Source organism: Streptomyces adustus (assembly GCF_009377175.1).
Classification (GTDB): domain Bacteria; phylum Actinomycetota; class Actinomycetes; order Streptomycetales; family Streptomycetaceae; genus Streptomyces; species Streptomyces adustus.
Genome location: NZ_VJZD01000078.1, coordinates 14407 through 36812, shown reverse-complemented (window position 1 = coordinate 36812; position 22406 = coordinate 14407). Strand labels below are relative to the sequence as shown.

The window sequence follows — 22406 nt, the reverse complement described above, 5'->3', positions numbered from 1 at the left end:
AGCCGGATCTGCTCCGGAAGGTCTGCCAACTGCTCGGTCCAGTAGGCCTGCTGGCGGGCGAACAGGCTGTCCCGGTCGGCCGGGTCGCCGAGCAGCTCGCGCTGCCACAGGGTGTAGTCGGCGTACTGGACGGGCAGCGGCGCCCACTGCGGTTCCTCGCCCCGGCGGCGTGCCGCGTAGGCGGTGGCCAGGTCGGCGGCCAGCGGGCCCAGCGACCAGCCGTCTCCGGCGATGTGGTGCATCACCAGCAGCAGCACATGGTGGTCCGCCGAGACCTCGAACAGCTCGGCGCGCAGCGGTGGTTCGGCGGCGAGGTCGAATCCGCGCGCCGCGGCTCCCGCCAGCAGTCGCGGCAGGTCCGGCTCGTCGGCCGGGGTGACCGAGAGCCTCGGGCGCGCCTCTCCGGCGGCCAGCACCCGCTGGTGGGGCACGCCGTCCGCGGCCGGGAAGACCGTGCGCAGGGTTTCGTGCCGGTCCACGACGTCGCCCAGTGCCGCTTCCAGTGCCGCCAGGTCCAGCGGTCCCGAGAGCCGCCACGCGAGCGGCATGTTGTAGACCGAGTCGGCACCCTCCAGTTGGCGCAGGAACCACAGCCGGCGCTGGGCCGACGACAGCGGCACCATCCCCCCGCCTTCGGCCGGAGTTGCCCCCGCGGGCCGCTCCGCCCGCACCAGGGCGAGCCGGGCCCGGTCCGCGCCGCCCAGCCCGGCGGCCAGCCCGGCCACCGTCGGGGTGCGGAACAGAGTGTGCAGCGCCAGTTCGACGCCCAGGGTCGTACGGACCCGGGCCACCAACCGGGTGGCCAGCAGGGAGTGCCCGCCCAGGTCGAAGAAGCTGTCGTCGACACCGACCTGCGTCAGGCCCAGCACCTCGGCGAACAGCCCGGCCAGCACCTGCTCCTGGGGAGTGTGCGGCGACCGGCCGACCTCCGTCACGGTGGCCCCGGGCTCGGGCAGGGCGCGCCGGTCGAGCTTGCCGTTGGCGTTCAGCGGCAGGACGTCGAGGGGGACGAACGCGGCGGGCACCATGTAGTCGGGCAGCCGCTCACGCAGGCTCGTCCGCAGGTCCTCCGGCCGAGGCTCCGCTCCGGCGGCGGGCACCAGGTAGGCGACCAGGCGGGTGTCCCCCGCCCGGTCCTGCCGGACGGTCACGGCGGCCTGCGCGACCTGCGGGTGTTCCGCCAGTGCCGCCTCGATCTCGCCGAGCTCGATCCGGAACCCCCGGACCTTGACCTGGTCGTCGGTACGGCCGAGGAACTCCAGGTTCCCGGCCGCGGCGTCCCAGCGCACCAGGTCCCCGGTGCAGTACATCCTCGTACCGGCCGGCCCGAACGGGTCCGCCACGAACCGTCCCGCGGTCAGTCCCGGCCGGTTCAGATAGCCGCGTGCCAGGCACGCACCGGCGATGTACAGCTCACCGGGCACACCCGCGGGCACCGGCTGCAACGCGGCGTCGAGCACGTGCAGCCGGACTCCCCCGAGCGGCCGGCCGATCACCGGGCGCGGGCTCGACCCCAGCGGCGCGACGACCGCGTCCACCGTGCACTCGGCCGGCCCGTAGTAGTTCAGGCAGGACACCCCGTCGGCCGCCCGCAGCCGCTCCCACAGTTGCTCCGGAACGGCCTCCCCGCCCAGCCCGACCAGCGACGGGCGCCACCGCGGGTTGTCCAACAGGCCGTTCTCGACGAGGACTTGCAGGTAGGACGGGGTGCCGCCGACGGTGTCGAGACCGGCCCGCGCGGCGTGCTCGAGGTAGGCGTCCGGGTCGGACCAGGTCGCCTCGTCCAGGACGTGCAGCTCGTGGCCTGCGTACAGGGCGAACATCTGGTCGCAGGAGGCGTCGAACGACACGGACGTGGTCAGTCCCACCCGCAGCCGCTCCCCCGTCCGGAACATCAGCGGACCCTGGTTGGCGAACAGGTTGCGCAGGGCGCCGTGCGTCGCCACCACGCCCTTGGGCCTGCCGGTGGAACCGGAGGTGTAGATGACGTAGACCGGGTGGTCCTGATCGACGGCTACCGCGGGGTCCGTCGCCGGGCACGCCGCCACCAGCGCGGCCGTCGCCGGGTCGTCGGCCACCAGCGCTCCGGCGGGACCGGTTTCCGGCAGCCGGCTCCGGGTGCGGGCGTCGGTCACCATCAGGACCGGCCGGGCGTCGTCGAGCATGTACGCGATCCGTGCGGCCGGGTACTCCGGATCGACCGGAAGGTACGCGGCGCCGGTCTTCAGCACCGCGAGGATCGCCACCACCAGCTCGGCCGACCTCGGCAGGGCCACCGCCACCAGCCGCTCCGGGCCCGCGCCCCGCGCGATCAGCGCGTGCGCCAGCCGGTTCGCCCGCGCGTCCAGCTCCGCGTACGTCAGCGACGCGTCCGGTCCCACCAGCGCGAGGGCGTCCGGATTCGCACGCACCTGGGCCCGGAACAGCTCCGGCAGACTCTCGGTGAAGGCCTGGGCCGCCGGGCCGGTACCCAGCGCCGTCAGCTCACCGCGCTCCTCGGCGGTGATCAGGCCGAACCGGCTGAGCCTGCGCTGCGGGTCGGCGACCGCGGCACGGAGCAGCCGGACCCACCGCTCGAACATCGTCTCGACGGTGGCCGGGTCGTACAGGTCGCCGGTGTACTCGACGAACCCGTCGATCCCTTCCGGGGAGCCGTCCTGCGACTGCCGTTCGGACATCGTGAAGATCAGGTCGAGCTTGGCGGTGGTCGACGGCGACGGCACGTCGCACACGCGCAGCCCGGGCGGCGCGAAGTCGGCCCGGGGCGCGTTCTGCAGCACCAGCATGACCTGGAACAGCGGATGGTGCGCCAGCGACCGGACCGGGTTGAGGGCCTCGACCAGGTATTCGAACGGCAGGTCCTGGTGGGCGTACCCGGCCAGCGCGGTCTCCCGGACCCGGCCCAGCAGTTCGGCGAACGTCGGGTCGCCCGAGGTGTCGGTGCGGAAGACCAGGGTGTTGACGAAGTAGCCGACCAGCTCGTCCTGCGCCTGGTCGGTCCGGCCCGCGACCGGGCTGCCGACCGGGATGTCGTCGCCCGCGCCGAGCTTGCTCAGCAGCGCCGCGAGCCCTGCCTGGAGCACCATGAACAGACTGGTGCCGTGGGCGCGGGCGAGCTCGCGCAGTCCGCGGTGCAGCTCGGCGTCCAGCCCGGCGCGCACGGAACCGCCCCGGTGCGAGGCGACCGCCGGGCGGGGCCGGTCACCGGGCAGCCGGAGCTGCTCGGGCAGACCGGCCAGCGCCTTCGTCCAGTAGGCCGCCTGGCGGGCGAACAGGCTGTCCTCGTCGGCTCCGTCGCCGAGCAGCTCGTGCTGCCACAGGGTGTGGTCGGCGTACTGGACCGGCAGCGGAGCCCACTGCGGCTCCTCGCCGCGACGGCGCGCTGTGTAGGCGGCGGTCAGACCCTGGGCGAGCGGGCCGAGCGACCAGCCGTCGCCGGCGATGTGGTGGAGCACCACCTGGAACACGTGCTCGTCCGCCGCCAGCTCGAACAGCTCGGCACGCAGGGGCACATCGACCGCCAGGTCGAACCGACGCGTCTTCGCTTCCGCCATCGCGGCCGGCAGCCCGGCCTCGGTGGTCCGGCGCACGAGCAGCCGCGGGCGGGCCGCCACGGCGTCCAGCACCCGCTGGTACGGCACGCCGTCCACCGCCGGGAAGACGGTGCGCAGGCTCTCGTGCCGCTCGACCACGTCCGCCACGGCGGCCTCCAGGGCCCACCGGTCCAGCTCCCCGGACAGTCGCCAGGCCAAGGAGATGTGGTAGTTCGCGCTCGAACCCTCCAGCTGGTGCAGGAACCACAGCCGCCGCTGCGCGAACGACAGCGGGATCGCCTCGGGGCGCTCGCGCCGGACCAGCGCGGCCTGCGCCGGTCCGGCCGCCACCAGGGCGGCGGCCAGGCCCGCCGGAGTCGGCGCCTCGAACAGGGCGCGCAGCGGCATCTCCACGCCGAGCGTCGCGCGGATCCGGGCGGCCAGGCGGGTGGCCAGCAGAGAGTGCCCGCCCAGGTCGAAGAAGCCGTCCTCGACGCCGGCCGACGCCAGGCCCAGGACCTCGGCGAACAGCTCGCACAGGATCTGTTCCTGCGGGGTGCGCGGTGCGCGGGCTGGGGGTCCCCCCGGCCGGAGGCTGGGGGAGGCCGCCGCGGAGAGGTCGGGGGCGGGCAGGGCCCGGTGGTCCAGTTTGCCGTTGGCGGTCAGCGGCAGCGCGTCCAGCACGACGAACGCCGAGGGCACCATGTACTCCGGCAGCCGCTCGCGCAGGTGCGCACGCAGTTCCGCCGGACTCGCCGCGGTACCCGCGACCGGCACCATGTACGCGACCAGTCGGGTGTCGTCGGCCCGGTCCTGCCGGGCCACGACGGCGACCTGGGCGACGCCTGGGTGCGCGGCCAGCGCCGCCTCGATCTCGCCGAGCTCGATCCGGAAGCCACGCACCTTCACCTGCTGGTCGGCCCGGCCGACGTAGCGCAGGCTGTTGTCCGCCGCGCGGCGCACCACGTCGCCGCTGCGGTACATCCGTGATCCCGCAGGTCCGAACGGGTCGGCCACGAAGCGCCCGGCGGTCAGGCCGGGCCGGTTCAGGTAGCCGCGCGCCAGACCGGGGCCCGCGACGTAGAGCTCGCCGGGCACGCCCGGGGCCACCGGCCGCAGACTCGCGTCCAGCACATAGGTGCGCAGATCGGGGATGGCCGCGCCGATCTCTCCGGCGACGACGCCGGACCGGTCGAGCGCCGCGTACGTGACGTGCACCGTGGTCTCGGTGATGCCGTACATGTTGACCAGGCGCGGCGCGTCGTCCGGGTGCCGCTCGTACCAGCTCGCCAGCCGGGCGTGCTCCAGCGCCTCACCGCCGAACACGACGGTCCGCAGGGCGAGTTCACGCGGGTGCTCGGCATCCGCCTGCATCAGCTGGTAGAACGCGGACGGCGTCTGGTTGAGCACGGTCACCCGCTCACCGGCGAGGAGTTCCAGGAAGCGGCCGGGCGAGCGGCTGGTCTCGTGGTCCACGACCACCAGCCGGCCGCCGTGCAGCAGCGGGCCCCACAGCTCCCACACCGAGAAGTCGAAGGCGTAGGAGTGGAAGAGGGTCCAGACGTCCTCGGCACAGAAGCCGAAGAGCTCCCGGGTGGTGTCGAACAGCCGCACCACGTTCCGGTGCGAGACCACCACGCCCTTGGGGTTGCCGGTGGAACCGGAGGTGTAGATGACGTAGGCGGCGTGGCCGGGGTCGAGGGGGACCTCCGGGTCCGTGTCCGGCAGCCCGTCCAGGTCGGCTTCGTCCAGCAGCAGCCGGTCCACCGCCTCCACGCCCGGCAGGTCGCCGGTTCGGCCAGTGGTCACGAGGAGCGCGGGCCGGGCGTCCTGGAGCAGGTAGGCGATCCGGGCGGCCGGGTACTGCGGGTCCACCGGGAGGTAGGCACCGCCCGCCTTCAGCACGGCGAGCACCGCCACGACCTGCTCGGCCGAGCGCGGCAGGGCCAGCGCCACGCGCTGCTCCGGGCCCACCCCCCGGTCGATCAGGGCGTGCGCGAGGCGGTTCGCTCGGGTGTTCAACTCGCCGTATGTCAGGGTGACTTCGCCGTCCGTGAGGGCGACGGCGGCCGGGGTCGCCCGTACTTGCCGCTCGAACAGCGTGGTCAAGGTGCCTTCCGACGGCTCCTCGCTGCGGCCGGTGGGGGCCGGGAGCAGGGCGCGGAGCTCGTCGGCGGACAGCACGTCCACCTGGCCGATCCGCCGACCGGGGTCGGCCACCACGGCCCGGAGCAGCCGCAGCCACCGCTCGACGATCCCGGTCACGGTGACCTCGTCGAACAGGTCGGTGCTGTACTCCACCACGCCCGACAGGCCGTCCCCGCCGGGCTGTTCGGCCATGATGAAGGTCAGGTCGCACTTGGCGGTCCCGGTGTGGACCAGGTCGGTCGTCACCCGCAGTCCGGGCAGGTCGAACGTGCCGAGCGGCGCGTTCTGCAGGGCGAGCATGGTCTGGAACAGCGGGTGGTGCGCCAGCGTCCGGGTCGGGTTGAGCGCCTCCACCAGGTGCTCGAAGGGCACGTCCTGGTGGGTGTACGCGGCCAGCGCGTCGGCCCGCACTCGTGCCAGCAGTTCGGTGAACGACGGGTCGCCGGAGAGATCGGTGCGCAGCACCAGGGTGTTGACGAAGAAGCCGACCAGTTCGTCCGCGGCCTCGTCGGTGCGTCCCGCGATCGGTGTGCCCAGGGGCACGTCGGTGCCCGCGCCCAACTTGCCCAGCAGGGCGGCCAACCCGGCCTGGAGCACCATGAAGAGGCTGGCCGCGCCGTCGCGGGCGAGCCTGCGCAGGCCTTGGTGCAGTACGGCGTCGATCCGCACCGGCAGGTGGGCTCCCCGGTAGGACATCGCGGCCGGACGGGGCCGGTCGAACGGCAGCTCCACCTGCTCCGGAAGACCTGCCAACTGATGCCGCCAGTAGGCTAGTTGCCCGCCGAGCAGACTGTCCGGGTCCGAGCCGTCACCGAGCAGCTCGCGCTGCCAGAGGGCGTAGTCGGCGTACTGGACCGGCAGCGGCGACCACTCCGGCTTCCCGCCCTCGGCGCGGGCCGCGTAGGCGGTCGTGAGGTCCCGCGAGAGCGGCCCCGTCGACCACCCGTCGCCGGCGATGTGGTGCACCACCAGCAGCAGTACGTGCTCCTCGTCCGCCAGTCGGAAGAGCTCGGCGTGCAGCGGCGGCTCCTCGGCGAGGTCGAAGCCGTAGCGGGCCGCCTGCGCCAGCCGCTGCGGCAGCTCGCGTTCGCCGAGCTCGGTCACCCGCAGCCGCGGCCGGGCCTCCTCGGGGTCCAGCACCCGCTGGCACGGCACGCCGTCGACCGTCGGGAAGACGGTGCGCAGGCTCTCGTGCCGCTCGACCACGTCCGCCAGTGCGGCTTCCAGGGCCCGCCGGTCCAGGCTCCCGGAAAGCCGCAGGGTCAGCGGGATGTTGTAGGTGGCGCTCGGACCCTCCATACGGTGCAGGAACCACAGCCTGCGCTGTGCGAAGGACAGCGGGACGGTCTCCGGCCGCTCGCGCCGCCCCAGTGCCGGACGCGCCCGGCCCGCGACGTCCACGGCCGCCGCCAGTTCCGCCACCGTCGGCGCGTCGAACAGGTCGCCGAGCCGCAGCTCCACGCCGAGGACCGAACGGACCCGGGCGACCAGCCGGGTGGCCAGCAGGGAGTGCCCGCCGAGGTCGAAGAAGCTGTCGTCCGGTCCGGGCTCGGCGACTCCGAGCACCTCGGCGAACAATCCGACGAGCAGGTGCTCGGTCGCGGTGCGCGGTGCGCGGCCGGGCGTGGCGGGCTGCCGCTCGGGCGCCGGGAGGGCCCGCCGGTCGAGTTTGCCGTTCGGGGTCAGCGGCAGCGCGTCCAGCAGCATGTACGCGTCCGGCACCAGCTGCCGGGGCAGCCGGTCCCGCAGGTGGTCGCGCAGGGCGGCGCCGGTCACGGTGGCGCCGGGCTCGGGCACCGCGTAGGCGACCAGCCGGGATTCCTCCTCGGTGCGTACCGTCACGGCGGCCCGGGCGACCTGCGGGTGCTCGGCGAGCACGGTCTCGATCTCGCCGAGTTCCACCCGGAAGCCGCGGATCTTGACCTGGTCGTCGGTACGACCGAGGAACTCCAGGTTCCCGGCCGCGTCCCAGCGCACCAGGTCCCCGGTGCGGTACATCCGCGCCCCGCCCGGTCCGAACGGGTCGGCGACGAACCGCCCGGCGGTCAGCCCCGGCCGGTACAGGTAGCCGCGAGCCAGCCCCGCGCCCGCGATGTACAGCTCGCCCGCCGCACCCCTCGGCAGCGGCCGCAGGGCGCCGTCGAGCACGTACAGCCGGGCGTTGGTGACCGGCCGGCCGATCACCGGGCGCGGGCTCGACTCCAGCGGCGCGACCACCGAGTTGACGGTGCATTCGGAGGGTCCGTAGAGATTGAGGCAGGTGGCGCCCCCGGCCGCGCGGAGCTGCTCCCACAGCCGCTCCGGGACGGCCTCACCGCCCGCCCCGACCAGTGCCGGGCTCCGCTCCGGGTCGCTCAACAGCCCGTGGGAGAGGAGTACTTGGAGGTAGGACGGGGTGGCTTCGAGGTAGTCGAGACCGCAGCGCGCCGCGTAGGCGACCAGGGCGTCGGGGTCGGTGAAGGTCGCTTGCTCCAGGACGTGCAGCTCGTGGCCGTCGAACAGGGCGGAAAGCTGGTTCCAGGAGGCGTCGAAGGACACCGAGGTGGTCAGCGCCACCCGCAGCCGCCGCCGCTGCTTCAGCAGCGGCGCGAAGTGCACCCGCCGGAGGTCGGTGAGCAGGTCGAGCAGGCCGCCGTGGGTCGGCAGCACGGCCTTGGGCCTGCCGGTGGAGCCGGAGGTGTAGATGACGTACGCCGGGAGGTCCGGGTCGACGGCCACCATCGGGTCGGCCGCCGGGCAGTCGCTCACCAGGGCGGCCGTCTCCGGGGCGTCGAGCACCAGCCTGTCGACGGGTCCGGCCTCGGGCAGCCGCCCCTCGCTGCGGGAGTCCGTGACCAGCAGGGCCGGCCGGGCGTCGTCGAGCAGGTAGGTGATCCGGGCGGCCGGGTACTCGGGGTCGACCGGCACGTAGGCCGCCCCGGTCTTCAGCACCGCGAGGATCGCCGCGACCAGCTCCGCCGAGCGCGGCAGAGCCACCGCCACCCGCTGTTCCGGGCCCGCTCCCCGGGCGATGAGGGCGTGCGCCAGCCGGTTGGCCCGCGCGTCCAGTTCCGCGTACGTCAGCGTGACGTCGCCGCAGACCAGCGCCACCAGGTCCGGTGTCGCCCGGACGTGCTCCCGGAACAGCTCAGGCAGGCTCGCGGCCGGGGCCGGCGCCGCCGGCCCGGCGCCGAGCACCGCCAGCTCGCGGCGCTCCTCGGCGGTGAGCAGGTCGATCCGGCCCACCGGCTCGTCCTGGTCGCAGTCCGCGAGGGTGTCCAGCAGCGCGAGCAGCCGCTGCCGGTGGCCGGCGAGGGCGTCGGTGTCGTACGCCTCCGGCGAGCCGTGCAGCCGCAGCAGCGGCGGGTTTCCGTCCCGGTAGTCGAAGACCCAGACGGCGAGGTCGGTGGTCGAGCCGGACACGAAGTGGTGCACGGAGGCCGGGTGCCCGGCGAAACTGGGCCGGGAGTTGAAGGCCATGATGTTGACGATCAGCGGGAACGCCGTCCCGATGCCGCCGGGGACGCCGAGGTCTCGCAGCAGGTCCTCGCTGCGGTAGCGCTCGTGCGCGACGGCCGTCTCGACCTCCCGCGCCGCCTGGGCGACGAGTTCGCGCCACGGCATGTCGGGCCGGACGGTCAGCCGCAGCGGCACCACGTTGGACGTCGTGCCCGGTACCACCGTCAGATCACGGTCGGCGCCCCGGCGGGCGGTGACGGGCAGGGCGAGGACCACGTCCTGGTTTCCGGTCAGCCGGTGGGCGTAGAGCGCCGTCGCGGCGACCACCAGCCGGGACCACCGGACACCGGACCGTCCCGCCGCCGCCCGCAGGGCGTCCGGCCGGCGCAGTTCGCGCTCCTCGGCGAGCCGGAGGGCGCGGTGCGGGTCGGTCGCGGCGGTGTGGGTGAGCCGGGTCGGGGCGGGCAGGTCGGCGAAGCGGGCGGTCCAGTAGGCGCGGTCGGCGGCGAAGTCGGCGGAGGCGCGGTAGGCGGCGTCGCTGTCGACCAGGTCCCGCAGCGGGCCGAACGGGCAGGGCGGGACGGCGCCGCCCTCGGCCAGTGCCGAGTACACCTCGCCGACGCGCTGCCGGAGCATGGAGCTGCTGATCGCGTCCAGCACCACGTGGTGGTAGTTCAGGTACCAGAGGTACTCCGTCGGGGACGCCTTGATCAGCGCGTGGCCGAACAGCGGGTCCCGGGCGAGGTCCAGCGGGCGCAGCAGGTCCCGCTCCATCCATGCCAGGGCGGCCGCCCGGGGGTCGGGCTCCCCGCTGAGGTCGAGGTGGGCCGGAGCCCAGTCCCAGCCCTCCCTGAGAACCTGGCGCGGGCCCTCGCCGTCGTCGACGAAGGTCACGTGCAGGGCGTCGACCTCGTCGACCACCCGGCGCAGCGCGGTCTCGAACTGCTCCCGGTCCACCGGCCCGTGGATCTCCAGGCACTCACCGACGCGGTAGCCCGGGATCGGCGTCCGGGAGCGCTGCTCCGCGAGCCAGATCTCGCGTTGGGCCGCTGTCAGGGGAAGGAACTCGCCGTCGCGACGGGACATGGGGGGATATCTCCAGGAGTGGGGGAGGAGCGAGCGGGGGGAGGCGTGTGCGCGGTGCGCGCCTGGAGGCGCCGACCGCGGTGGCGTCACCTGGTCGGGGGGCGCGGCGGCCGCGGTCAGGCGGCGGGTGCGTCGGCTGGGAACTGTCGGAGAGGTGCGGGGAGTCCGTGCCGTGCGAGGAGTTCGTCGTGGATGCCCTGTTCGGCGACGACGTCACCCTTGTCTATGACGTGGATCCGGTCGGCGTACCGGGCCGCGGCGAACCGGTGGGCGGTGACCCGCGCCGTCCGGTCGGCCGCGAGGAGACGGGGCGTGCGCTGCCGACTGCTCTTCCGGGCCGCCTCGCTCGACTCGTCGACGCTCTCGGTCTCGGTCTCGGCTGCGGCAGCCAGTGGCGATGGCATGTGTATGGTCACCTGTTTTACGGAGGGCGCGGGTCATCCGTCAGCGGGCGCTGTCGAATTCGGCGCACGGCGGATCACCGCGATGGAGCGGAAAGTCCGAGAGGGGGCAGAGATACGACCGAAAGGGCCGCGGCCGGCCGCCGCGGGGACCCGGTCTCCGATGTCGGATCCAAAGGCGCACCCATGTGGCGGGCCGAGCCGACAAGTCAGGTTGTCTGCGCTCTCCCGGCACCTGCCGTCGCACAGGCCTTCGCAGTCCCGGCCTCGCCCTCGACCCTGACGGCGGCTTCGCCCTCCTCGCCGTTCGAAAGCGCATCCCCGGCGGGCCGACGGCCGTCACCGGAGGCGGTCCGCGCCGCCACGACGTCGGCAGCCACCTCGACCGCGAGGTCGTGGATGTTCTCTCCGGCCTCATGGGCCGCTCTCTTCGCCTCCATGACGACACCGACGGAGGTCGTGACGACACCGCGCACCAGCGGTTCGAGGAGACGTTTGGCGAGTGGCGCGACGACCAGACCGATCAGAAACGGCGGAACGACGGGCGGCATGATGCTCCAAGCCTCTCTACGCATTCGCACGACAGGGGGCCCAGGGCACTGCGAACCCCGGAGCACGCACAGCAAGGAAGGCGGAAGCGCCCATTTCCGGAATTCTCGATATCCCGTGCCGAGCTCTCTGCCGGGTTGAATTCCTTGTCGACGGGGTACACCGTCCGCTCCTCGATCACCGTAGTCCAGTCAGGTCCATCGAGACCAAACCGCCTCGGCGGTTTTCACTCATGCGAGTGCTATCCATGTTCCGGGCCGTTACGGATTGCAGAAGTCACCTCCACCGAGTGCATTGATTTTCCAATTTACGTATTACCGGCGACCCCTTATGGCGACCGCCGAGTTCGCACGCCACCCTCGAAAGCGCGGCCGGTGGGACGCCCGGCCCCGGCGGACTCCGCGCGTGCGGTCACGAGCGGATGACGCGCAACTCCCGCACCAGGTCCCAGACCACGTCGGCCACGAACTCGGGCGCCTCACGCGGGAAGTCGTGGCCCGTCCCGTGGGGCGTGTGCACCAGCCGGGACGCCGTCGACGCCGCCAGGTACCGAACTCTGCTCCGCAGATAGAAACGGACGATCCGCTCGGCCTCGACCGGGTCCCGGGCGCCGGCCAGCACCGCCTCCCCGCCGATGAGGTCCCTCGGTATCACCAGCGTCAACGGCAGGTCCCCGAGATCCCCGTCGTACACGACGGTCTCCCAGCCCACGCGCGCCAACCCCGTTGGCGACAGCTCGGCGAAGATCGACGCGGCGGCGCAGCCCTGCCCGGTCCGGCCACCGGGGTCACGGTGCAGGCCGAACAGCTGCCGCACCGCCGTCAGCAGCATGCCGCGACGCATCCGCGCGAGCTGCCGACCGGGTGGCGCGAAGGCGATCACCTCCAGGGGCGTCGGATCCAGCAGCACGAGCCCGGCCACCAGGTCCGGACGACGCCTGGCCACGTTCGCGACCAGCAACCCCCCGAAGGAATGACCGACGAGGACGAAGGGGCCCCGCTCCCCCGCCCTCTCCAACGCCGCCAGGAGCTCCTCCGCCTCGCCCGCCGTCGTCCTCGGGAAGGGCCCGACATCACTCCAGCCCGAACCGAACCGGTCGACCAGCACCGAACGGGTCCGGGCCCGCAGCATCGTGTGCAGCTCCCGGAACTCCGCACCGGGGGCGTGCCCACCGGGCATCCAGACCACCGTCGGCCCGCCCCCGGCCTCCCCCTCGGCCAGGACGTGCATCCGGTGGCCGGCCACGTCGACCAGCCGCCCCGGCGGCGGATTACGGCGCCCCTCGCGGGCCATCAGCACCAGGTGCCGGACGGCCCCGGCCAGCGACAGCGCTCCGACAGCCACCGCCAGGCCACCCAGTGCCACCGCCCAGACCGGCCCCACCCCGACGAGGCAGCCGCCCACCGCCGCCACCACCAGCGCGACAGCCATGCCCAGCCAGTCCCGGCTCAGCAGTGCGAGCAGGGAGTTCGCCATCCGTCCGTCCCGTCGCATCGGCCCTCCGCAACGGCACTCGAAAACCGATCTCTCCAGTGTCCTTCCCCCCATCCACCCGCGCCACGGCAGGCCGTCCCCCACCGATCGCCCGCGAACGCACCGCACACGATCAAGGGCCTGGAGTTACCGCAGCCACGGACGAGTGAACTCCCGGTTGGCCTCTCGCTCACCGTCTGCCGCGAACGCCAGCATGGGCGACATGACCACCACGTACTCCCCAGCCGAGCGGGCCGCCCAGGCCCGGGCGGCCGAAGCCCAGCTCGCCGCCGACGGAATCGACGGAGTGGTGTTCGGCTGGGTCGACAACGCCGGGCTCACCCGGGTGAAGTCCGTCCCGCGCACCCAGCTCGAACACGCCGCCGAGTACGGCGTCGGCGCCGTACCCTGCTTCGACGTCTCCCTGGTGGACGACTCCTTCACCACCGCTCCCGCGAGTACCGGCCCGGTGGGCGACCTGCGGCTCGTCCCCGACCTCGACCGGCTCACCCCGCTCGCCGCCCAGCCCGGCTGGGCCTGGGCCCCGGCCGACCGCTACACCCAGGACGGCACCCCGCACCCCGGCTGCCAGCGCAGCTTCGCCCGCCAGGTCACCGAGGCCGTCGAGCAGCGCGGGCTCTCGGTGCGGGCCGGGATCGAGGTCGAGTGGGTGGCGGCCGACGCCGCCGGGACCCCCGCGACGGTCGCGCCCGCGTTCGGGATGAACCGCTTCATCGAACACTCCGACTACCTGCGGGAGGTGCTGCGCGCCCTCACCGCCCAGGGGCTGACCGTGCTCCAGCTCCACCCCGAGTACGCCGCGGGGCAGTTCGAGGTCTCGGTCGCCGCCGAGGGGCCGGTCGAGGCGGCCGACACCGCGATGCTGGTCCGCCACACCGTCCGGGCCGTCTCCGCCCGGCACGGCCTGCGGGTCTCGTACGCGCCCGTCTTCGCCGAGGGCTCGATCGGCAACGGCGGCCACCTGCACCTCAGTCTCTGGCGACAGGGCCACAACCTCGGGCACGGCGGGCCTGGCCGCCACGGGCTGCACCCCGAAGCCGAGCAGTTCCTCGCGGGCGTACTGGCCGAGCTGCCCGCCCTGCTCGCCCTCGGCGCGCCCAGCGTCTCCTCCTACCTGCGGCTGGTCCCCTCCCGCTTCGCCGGGGCCTACCGCTGCTGGGGCCTGGAGAACCGTGAGGCGGCGCTGCGCCTGATCACCGGCTCCGCCGCCGGGCAGGCCAACGCCGAGCTCAAGTGCTTCGACGCCGCCGCCAACCCGTACCTGGAGATCGGCGGAGTGCTGGCCGCCGGACTCGCCGGCCTGGACGCCGGTCTGCCGCTCCCGCCCGAGACCCCGAGCGACCCCGCCGCCCTCGCCTCCGCCGAGCGTCTCCCGGCAACGCTGCCGGAGGCGATCGACGCGTACGAGAAGTCCGAACTGCTGCGACAGGCGCTCGGTTCCGAGCTGTACGAGACCGTGCTGGCCGTCCGGCGGGCGGAGGCCGAACTGTTCTCGATGCACACGGATGCGGACGTCGTCGAAGCCGTCCGCTGGCGCTGGTGACGAGCATCGGTTCCGCTCCTCCGGCTCCCGGGCGACGAGTCGGCCGAAGGCCTGCCGGTCGCCGTCGAGCCGCACGGGGTTCAGCGGGATGCGGCCCCGGAAGAGGGCTTCCGCGTCAGCCCACTTCGGCTCTCGGGGAGGACCCGGGAGCCGGATCGGTGACGGCGGGTTCCAGCGGCTTCGCCATGTAGAGCGCCTCGGCGCCGTAGCTCGCGGGCAGTCCGATCTCGGGCCGGGCGCGGTAGCCCAGCCGGGACCACAGTGCCTCGGAGCCGTGCACGGCGACCATGGAGAGGGTCCGGTAGCCGGCCGCCCGGCCGGTCTCCTCCAGATGCCGCAGCATCCGGCGGGCCAGGCCCCGGCCGCGCGCCCGCTCGGCGATCACCAGGTCGTGGGTGTGCAGGTTGCTTCCCCCGTTGCCCTCCTGCGCCGCGCCCTCCTCGGCCAGGCTCAGGTCCGGGCAGCGGAACAGCTGGTACGGCAATGCGAGCAGGTAGCCGCCGAAGCCGCCCGCGTGCTCCAGCACGAAGCAGGTCGAGGGCGAGGCGCGGTGCCGGGAGCGCAGCGCCTCCCGCCCCTCGGACAGGCCGCTCGCGGCGTAGGCGCGTTCCTCCAGCGCGGCCACCTCGTCCCAGTCCCCCTCCCGGAACAGCCGGATCCGGGTGTCGGTCATGCGCCTCCTCCGTCCGGAGCCGGACCACCGACGCACACGTACGGCAGCGGTGCGAAGCCGTTGAACCCCCGGGTGGAGTAGGCGGCGGCATACGCGCCGCAGGAGTGGACCCACACCGGGTCGCCGGAGGCGATCGCGCGCGGGACCCGTACCGGGCCGTCCTCCTGGGCGTACGCGTCGTCGCTGTCGCAGGTCGGGCCGGCCAGCACGGCGTCGACGAACTGCCCGCCGGGGTGGGTGGGGAACTCCAGGCGGTAGCGCAACTGGTCCATCTCGTAGAGGCCGTTGAACTTGCCGCAGCTCAGGTAGAGCCAGTCCTCGCGGGTGCCGTCGAGCCGACGGCGGGAAGAGAGCCGGGCGACGTGGGCGCGGATCGCGCCGTGGTCGGCGACCAGGTGGCGACCGGGCTCCAGCAGGAAGTCCAACGGGGCGGCATTGACCGCACGCAGCCGTTCCATGCCCTCGCGGATCACCACGAACATCTTGTCCAGCGGCGGTTCCAGCGGCCGGCCGCGCCGGTCGAGGACGCCGAGGGCGGGCAGTCCGCCGCCGAGGTTGATCCGGTCCGGGGTGATCCCGCGTCGGCCGAGCCCCTCGAGGGCGGCGGCCAGCGAGTCGATCGCCGCGGCCCAGGCCTCGGCGGTCATCTGCTGGGAGCCGACGTGCACGGACAGGCCGGAGGGCACCAGCTCTGCGGTGCGGGCGGCGCCGAGCACCCGCGGGACGTCCTCGGGCGAGCAGCCGAACTTGCGGCTGAGGCCCCACAGCGCACCCTCGCCGGTGGTCGCGATCCGGCAGAACACCCGGGATCCGGGGGCGTGTTCGGCGATCGCGGCGACGTCCTCCCGACAGTCGGTGGCGAAGTCGCGCACGCCCAGCCGGTAGGCCTCGGCGATGTTGCGGTCGGACTTGACGGTGTTGCCGTAGTGGATCAGCCCGGGGGCCACTCCGGTGCGCAGCGCCTGGGCGATCTCCTGCGGGCTCGCCGCGTCGAAGCCGGAGCCGAGCCGGGCGAGGTGATCGAGCACCTCGTCCACCGGGCAGGCCTTCATCGCGAACCGGACGGCGACACCGGGCAGTTCGGCGCACAGGGCGGCGTACTGGCGGCCGATGCCCGCCAGGTCGTAGATGATGACGTCCTCGGCGGCGGCGGCGAGCGCGGCGCGCAGCGCGGAGTGGTCGGGCAGGCCGGGGACGGGCGCGGTGGCTGCGTACACGGTGGTAGGCACGATCGAAGCGCAGTGGCCGGTTCTGCCGTGGTCGGCCGTCCGGCGCCGTTCGGCGCTCTGGCGCATGTCGGTGGTCTGAGGCTTCACGTACGAACTCCCGATCCGACTGGATGAAGGGTGCCAAGGACTTGCCGGCACGCGTGAGATGAAGCGAGGGAGTCGACAGGCCCCCGGCTGTGACGCCTGACCTGGACTCCCTCCCCGCCGCACTCTATGCACTTCTGGGACCTGCTCCTGCTGTGCACCCCGCGCGGCCTGCCCGCCGTGAACGGGTCGATCCGACGGGCGGGCCCCGCGAAAGAGAGATCGCTCCGGCGCTGCCGGGCAGTTGCGGCGGCGCCTCGAACCGCCGCTCGACATACAGGACCACCCGAACGGCGTGGGTGCGGGCCTCCACGACCTTGACGATCACGTACCACCGGATGCAGTCGAAGACATCTCGTGTCGCCGACCGGTCGAGCAGGCGTCCAGGGCGCTCGGACGGCAAGGCCCATGAGCGTCGGCTGTACACGATCGAGGGGCGGCACCGGAAAGTGAACACAGGCCGCCCATCAGCCCACTACACTCACCAAAACCACCCTTGAACAGGGCAAAGCCACACCGCCACCCGCGTGAGAACCGCACCGCGGACTCACCGGAACCCGGATTTCCATGTGAGTGGTCCTCGGCCGAGTCCGGCTCGACCGGCTTGCCGATGTGATCGTCGCAGTGTCCGTCTCCGGCTGCGAAGGGTCACCGTCGACCGCCTTCGGGCGCTCCTGACCGGCCGGAAATCGACACCCGCCCCAAGCGTTTCGACGTCTGCCCACAGAGGGCGCCGCACGGTGCCTCGACGCGCAGATGTCTCTGAACGATGTACCGCCCCGACAGCTGGAAGGTGCCATGAGCGCGCGTCGTCTGTTGCCGAACGAGGAGTCCGTCGACCTCATCAGGCTGGTACGGAAGCTGGCGGCCGATGAACTCGCGTCACGGGTGGATGCCGACGAGGCGAACGAGGCGTTCCCGCGTGACGTCTTCAGGCTCCTCGGAAGCGTCGGCCTGCTCGGTCTGCCGTACTCCGAGGCCTACGGCGGCAGTGGTCTGTCCTACGAGGTGTACCTCCAGGTGGTCGAAGAGATCGCCTCCGTATGGGCTTCGGTCGCGGTCGGTGTCTCCGTGCACGTGCTGTCGTGCTTCGGCCTGGCGACGATGGGCACCGAGGAGCAGAAGCAGGAGTGGCTGCCCGCGATGCTCGGTGGCGAACTGCTGGGCGCCTACTGCCTCTCGGAGCCGCACGCCGGCTCCGACCCGGCCGCGATGCGGACCCGGGCCCGCCCGGACGGCGATCACTACGTCCTGAACGGCGCGAAGGCCTGGACGACCCACGGCGGCCACGCGGACTACTACAAGGTCATGGCCCGCACCTCGGAGAACCGCACGGGCATCTCCTGCTTCCTGGTCCCGGCCGGCGCCGAGGGCCTCACCGCCGATGTGCCCGAACGCAAGATGGGCCTGACCGGGTCCGCGACGGCGACCATGGTGCTCCGGGACGTCCGCGTCCCCGTCGAGCGGCGTATCGGCGCCGAGGGCGACGGCCTGCGTATCGCTCTCGCGAGCCTGGATTCCGGTCGTCTCGGTATCGCGGCCGTCGCGGTCGGCCTCGCCCAGGGCGCTCTCGACCACGCCATCGCCTACGCACGCGATCGCGAGACGTTCGGATCGCGCATCATCGACCACCAGGGAGTCGCGTTCCTGCTCGCCGACATGGAGGCCGCGGTCGTCTCCGCGCGTGCCGCGACCCTCCATGCCGCCCGGCTGAAGGACGCGGGACTGCCGTTCAGCCGTGAGGCGTCGGTCGCGAAGCTCGTCGCGACCGACAACGCGATGCGTGTCACCACCGATGCGGTGCAGGTGCTCGGCGGGGTCGGCTACACGCGCGAGTTCCCGGTCGAGCGGTACATGCGTGAGGCCAAGGTGACGCAGATCTTCGAAGGCACGAACCAGATTCAGCGCCTGGTCATCGGACGGTCGCTCGCCAGATCCAACAGCGGCGACCTCACCCTGGCCCCCTGAACCATCCCGGCTCCGAAGCTCCTACGGATCGTCCATTGGCCGGAGCTGCCGACGGTACCGCTCCTGACGGCGGCCGAGCCGGGTGCCCCTGGACTCGGCCGCTCCCGCGGCGGGCCGGCGGGCTGCTCAAGCAGGGCCTTCGCGACACGCCACGCCGCCACGCCTGTGACATCACACTGTCGGGGGCGTGGCGGCTGTGCGGTCAGGCGGCGAGTTCGCCCGCCTGGAGCTGCCAGAGGGATGCGTAGAGTCCGTGCTGGGCGAGGAGTTCGTCGTGGGTACCCTGCTCGGCCACGACCCCGCCCTTGTCCATGACGTAGATCCGGTCGGCGTGGCGGACCGTGGAGAGCCGGTGGGCGATGATCAGCATCGTCCGGTCGGCGGCGAAGGCGCGGAGCGTCCGCTGGATGGCGGCCTCGGTCTCGTTGTCCACGGCGGAGGTGGCCTCGTCGAGGATCACGACCGGCGCGTCCTTCAGGATCGCGCGCGCCAGCGCGATCCGCTGCCGCTGGCCGCCGGAGAGAGCGGCGCCGCGCTCGCCGATCACCGTGTCGTAGCCGTCCGGCAGCGTCGCGACGAAGGCGTGCGCCTCGGCCTTCATGGCCGCCTCGACCACGGCCTCGTCCGAGGCGCCGAAACTGCCGTACCGAATATTGTCGGCGACGGTGCCGTCGAAGAGGAAGGGGTCCTGGGCGACGAACCCGATCGCTTGGCGCAGATCGCGCCGCGACAGGTCGCGCACGTCCCGCCCGTCGAGCAGCACGCTGCCGAAGTCCGCGTCCTGGAACCGCATCAGCAGCCTGGCGATCGTCGTCTTGCCGGAGCCGGTGGCACCGACGAGGGCGGTGACCCGACCGGCGGGGATGGTCAGCGAGAGGTCCTCCAGGGCCGGCGGCCGATCGGGGTAGGCGAACGTCACGCCGTCGAGGACGATCTCCCCGCGCACCTCTTCAGCGTCGAGCGGTCCGCCGGTGCCGTCGATCTCGGCGGGCAGGGCACGCAGCCGCCGGACCCGGTCGTAGGCGGTGATCGTGCGCTGGTACTGGTCGACGATGCCGCCGAGCCGGTTCATCCGCACCATCACCATCTGGGGCAGCCCGATCAGTGGGCTGAACACCTCGAACGGCATACTGCCGTCGAGTACCGACCGGCCGCCGATCAGCAGGGTGCCGGCCATCGAGCTGGTCGTGCAGAGCCGGACGACCTCGGCGTGGCGGATCGTGCTCCGGTCGGTCCGCCGACTGCTGTCCTGGGCCTCCGCGCTCAGCCGGTCGATGCGTTCGGCCTCGTAGTCCTCGGTGCTGAAGCTCTTGACGGTGGCGCCGGCCTCCAGCGTGTTCACCAGCTGGCTGTGCAGCCTGGCTCGGTCCTCACCGGAGACGGCGTAGTCGGCCGTGACCTTGTCCTGGTAGTGGAACGACAGCCAGGCGATGAAGGGGATGGGCAGGAACGCGATCCAGGCGATCTGTGGTGCCAGCCACAGGAACAGCGGCACCAGGAGGGCCAGGCTGGTGCTCAGTTGCAGCAGGTCGTTGGCCGAGGTGGCGAAGAAGGCGCCCAGCTGACGGACGTCGTCGCTGAGCACTCCCGCGATCCGGGTGGTCCGCTCGCCTTCCAGGTGCCGTAGTTCGAGGTGCTGCACATGGGCGTACGTCCGGTTGCGCCAGTCGTGCTCGATCTCCTGGCCGAGCCGACGCCACTGGAGGTTCGAGGCGTACGACAGGCCGGCCACGGCGGCACAGGCGACGCCCACCAGCCCGGTCAGGCCCCAGAGTTGGGCGGACGCGGTGGTCAGCCCGAACCGGACCAGCGGGCCGGCCTGGCCCTTGATGAGCACCAGCGCGGTCCAGCCGAGGAAGGTGCCGAGCGCCATCTCCGAGACCTGACAGGCGACCGACAGCACGGACGCGCGGCAGAGACGCCGACGGTGCGGTCCCACGATCTCCAGCAGGGGGTGGCGTTCGGCGGCGGTTCCGGGCAGGTCCCGGGCCGCGTCGACCGTTCTGCGCCATGCCTTGCGGACCACGACCCCGGTCGCCACCGCCACTCCGCCCAGGGCGACCAGCTGCTTGCCCAGCGACGCCCCGCGGATCAGGGCGAGGCCGGCCACCACCCCGCCCCCGACGGCGAGCGCGGGGCGCACGACGCCACGACCCGTGCGCGGGGCCGCCCCTGCGGCGGGCTGCGCCGGAGCCGGGCGCCGTGCCCCGGCCGAGCCCGACACGACCAGGGCGACGGCTCCGCGGACGAGTCGGCCGACGTCCGCGCCCTGCACCCGCGCGTCGTGCCGGACGAGGAGCCCACCGGTGATCGGGCTGGCCTGTGCCTCGGTGATCCCGGGAATGCGCCGCAGGACCGCGGCAAGGACTTCGGCCGCCTGCGGCCGACCGAGAACCAGCTTGACGTCCCAGCGCTGGCGGCCCGAAATGACCGAACGCGGACGCACGTCCAAATCCGTGGAGCGAAATCCGGCTGCGGCACCCAGCAGAGATGACATGTGTACGATCACCCGTTTAGGAGGTCGCAAATTCCGCCACGAGCACGACGGATCAATGCGACGGAATGGAAATTCCAGAGAAAGTGACGCGATCGGCAGGTACGCGGCCGACTGCAACTGGGGCGCGCTTCTTCGGGCCCGACATGAATACGCGCCCGGGCCGCACCTCCGGGCGCCGGACAGACCGTCAGTCCGTCAGACCGTCAGTCCGTCTTGCCGACGCCCGCAGTCGCACGGATCTTCGGAGTCCTCGCCTCACCCTCGGGTCGGGCGGCACTCTCACCCTTCGCGCCGTTCGGGATCCTGCTCTCGGCGGCTCCATGACCGTCACCGGCGGCGATCTGCGCCGCCACCATCTCGGCGGTCACCTCGGCCGCAAGGTCCTGGATGTTCTCTCCGGCCTCCTGCGTCGCCCTCTTCACCTCCATGGCGATGCTCACCGACGTCTTGACGAGTCCGCGCATCAACGGCTTGAAGAGGCGCTTGGCCAGTGGCGCGGCGACGAGGCCGATCAGGAAGGGCGGTACTACGGGGGGCATGACGCTCCATTCTCTCCACGCATACATATGACAGGCGTTCCGGGCGCTGCGAACGGCGGAGCGGCGCACAACTGGACGAACAGGAGCGCCGATCTTCGGAATTTACGATTTCCCCGCCGAGGCCAATTCCTCACCGACGGATCCGGAACTCGCTCTTCCATCACCGTAGCCGAGCCGTGTCCTTCGAGACCAAATCGCCCAGACCGGTTTCACTCATGCGAGTGCCATTGACGTTACCGGGCGACACAAATTACCGTACGCGCACTCACCGACCGCCCCACTGGATCGATTTCCCCTTCACTCTGAGGACTATCGGGTTTTCCCACTGCCCCCACGAGAAGGGGGCGCCCCCGGGCAGCTCCGTCGAGCACCGCCCGGACTCGGTAAGCCGCCGGTGCCCACCACAACCGCACCCGGCCATACCGAGTGCCGCTTCGGTCAATTACGGGCCTTATCGCACAGACCCCTCACAGTCCGTACATGGCTGCCTATGCTCCGACTCACCTCGCGAGCGCGCCCGGGAGAGGCGACGCCCGACGGGGAGACGCCGCGACCGAGCGACCGCACGAGCACGAGGGGGACTCTCCATGGACCGAGCCCGTACCGCCGCCATTCCCGCCACCCACCCCGAGACCCGACCCCGCACCAGGACCCGGCGGACCGTGACCTGGCTGGGGGTCGCGGCGGCCCTCGCGGTCGTCGGCGCCGTCGCCCCCGACGCCTCGGCCGCGACCTACCGGTACGACTGCCGTCGGCTCGCCGGTGCCGGCTCGTACAGCAGCCCCAAGCAGCTCGGCAACGTCACCGGGCGCACGGTCGTCGCGGTCGACTGTCCGCCGCTGACCTCCGGACTCCCCTACAACCACCGCTACTTCGCGTTCACCCTGACCCGGGCCGCCCGGGTGCCGTCGCTGGTCGGAGCCACCTTCCGGCTCAACTCCGCACAGAGTTCGGCCGTGAACCCGTCGCTGAGCAGGGGTCCGGTGACCTGGCTGCACACCTCCGCCGGGATCTGGACGCGGGACCAGGCGACCGGCGCCCTCAACGGTCGCTACCTCCCGCTGGCCCCGTACCCGGGCGGCGGGGTGCTCCCGGCCGGGACCTACCGGGTCGACATGCAGAAGCTGAGGTCGCCGCTGTCCTCGCTGAGCACTCCGTGGTTCAACGTGGTGGTGTCGGTGTCCTGAGCCGGGATGCCCCCCTGTCACCGGGCGTGAAGGCCGA

11 protein-coding genes are annotated in these 22406 nt (G+C 72.6%); 3 read left to right on the top strand and 8 right to left on the bottom strand.

All coding sequences use genetic code 11. From position 1 onward, the window contains the following. The 4 genes from FNH09_RS20420 to FNH09_RS20405 form a co-directional block, all read right to left on the bottom strand. A partial coding sequence (locus FNH09_RS20420) for a non-ribosomal peptide synthetase (RefSeq protein WP_152890046.1) occupies positions 1-10205 on the bottom strand: 10205 nt, incomplete at its 3' end. Between the two features lie 116 nt (positions 10206-10321). Then, on the bottom strand, positions 10322-10609 hold the full coding sequence (locus FNH09_RS20415) for a hypothetical protein (RefSeq protein WP_152890044.1): 288 nt from the start codon (positions 10607-10609) through the stop codon (positions 10322-10324). Between the two features lie 206 nt (positions 10610-10815). Then, a complete protein-coding gene (locus FNH09_RS20410) occupies positions 10816-11157 on the bottom strand; it encodes a DUF5132 domain-containing protein (RefSeq protein ID WP_152890042.1) in 342 nt (113 codons plus the stop codon). Positions 11158-11566: 409 nt separating this feature from the next. Beyond that, positions 11567-12649 carry an alpha/beta hydrolase gene (locus FNH09_RS20405; RefSeq protein WP_156110827.1) on the bottom strand — a complete coding sequence of 361 codons (1083 nt, stop codon included), beginning with the start codon at positions 12647-12649 and terminating at the stop codon, positions 11567-11569. A 202-nt stretch (positions 12650-12851) separates the two neighbouring features. On the opposite strand from FNH09_RS20405, the gene FNH09_RS20400 reads away from it, so the two are divergent. Next, complete coding sequence (locus FNH09_RS20400; RefSeq protein WP_152890038.1) at positions 12852-14192, top strand: type I glutamate--ammonia ligase; 1341 nt, start codon at positions 12852-12854, stop codon at positions 14190-14192. A gap of 115 nt (positions 14193-14307) precedes the next feature. On the opposite strand, the gene FNH09_RS20395 is transcribed toward FNH09_RS20400, so the two are convergent. Both FNH09_RS20395 and FNH09_RS20390 read right to left on the bottom strand, forming a co-directional pair. Next, entirely contained in the window at positions 14308-14865 is a 558-nt protein-coding gene (locus FNH09_RS20395; RefSeq protein WP_152890036.1) for a GNAT family N-acetyltransferase, read from the bottom strand. Then, on the bottom strand, positions 14862-16181 hold the full coding sequence (locus FNH09_RS20390; protein WP_420802762.1) for a type III PLP-dependent enzyme: 1320 nt from the start codon (positions 16179-16181) through the stop codon (positions 14862-14864). Before FNH09_RS20390 ends, FNH09_RS20395 begins: the two co-directional genes overlap by 4 nt. Before the next feature lie 795 nt (positions 16182-16976). On the opposite strand from FNH09_RS20390, the gene FNH09_RS20385 reads away from it, so the two are divergent. Then, positions 16977-18146, top strand: a complete 1170-nt coding sequence (locus FNH09_RS20385) for an acyl-CoA dehydrogenase family protein (RefSeq protein ID WP_152890034.1) — start codon at positions 16977-16979, stop codon at positions 18144-18146. A 202-nt stretch (positions 18147-18348) separates the two neighbouring features. Here the strand turns inward: FNH09_RS20385 and FNH09_RS20380 are convergent, their stop codons facing one another. Both FNH09_RS20380 and FNH09_RS20375 read right to left on the bottom strand, forming a co-directional pair. Next, positions 18349-20592 carry an ABC transporter ATP-binding protein/permease gene (locus tag FNH09_RS20380; protein ID WP_338017623.1) on the bottom strand — a complete coding sequence of 748 codons (2244 nt, stop codon included), beginning with the start codon at positions 20590-20592 and terminating at the stop codon, positions 18349-18351. A 254-nt stretch (positions 20593-20846) separates the two neighbouring features. Beyond that, positions 20847-21182, bottom strand: a complete 336-nt coding sequence (locus FNH09_RS20375; RefSeq protein ID WP_152890030.1) for a DUF5132 domain-containing protein — start codon at positions 21180-21182, stop codon at positions 20847-20849. Between the two features lie 587 nt (positions 21183-21769). Here FNH09_RS20375 and FNH09_RS20370 point away from each other — a divergent pair. Beyond that, positions 21770-22369: a hypothetical protein gene (locus FNH09_RS20370; RefSeq protein ID WP_152890028.1), complete on the top strand. Its 600-nt coding sequence runs from the start codon at positions 21770-21772 to the stop codon at positions 22367-22369. The last annotated feature ends 37 nt before the right edge of the window (positions 22370-22406 follow it).

What these genes read in the sequence shown, in the direction of transcription:
- FNH09_RS20385 (WP_152890034.1), top strand. Translation starts at nt 16,977, where the DNA reads ATGAGCGCGCGTCGTCTGTTGCCGAACGAGGAGTCCGTCGACCTCATC.
- FNH09_RS20375 (WP_152890030.1), bottom strand. Translation starts at nt 21,182, where the DNA reads ATGCCCCCCGTAGTACCGCCCTTCCTGATCGGCCTCGTCGCCGCGCCA.
- FNH09_RS20395 (WP_152890036.1), bottom strand. Translation starts at nt 14,865, where the DNA reads ATGACCGACACCCGGATCCGGCTGTTCCGGGAGGGGGACTGGGACGAG.
- FNH09_RS20415 (WP_152890044.1), bottom strand. Translation starts at nt 10,609, where the DNA reads ATGCCATCGCCACTGGCTGCCGCAGCCGAGACCGAGACCGAGAGCGTC.
- FNH09_RS20410 (WP_152890042.1), bottom strand. Translation starts at nt 11,157, where the DNA reads ATGCCGCCCGTCGTTCCGCCGTTTCTGATCGGTCTGGTCGTCGCGCCA.
- FNH09_RS20370 (WP_152890028.1), top strand. Translation starts at nt 21,770, where the DNA reads ATGGACCGAGCCCGTACCGCCGCCATTCCCGCCACCCACCCCGAGACC.
- FNH09_RS20405 (WP_156110827.1), bottom strand. Translation starts at nt 12,649, where the DNA reads ATGCGACGGGACGGACGGATGGCGAACTCCCTGCTCGCACTGCTGAGC.
- FNH09_RS20400 (WP_152890038.1), top strand. Translation starts at nt 12,852, where the DNA reads ATGACCACCACGTACTCCCCAGCCGAGCGGGCCGCCCAGGCCCGGGCG.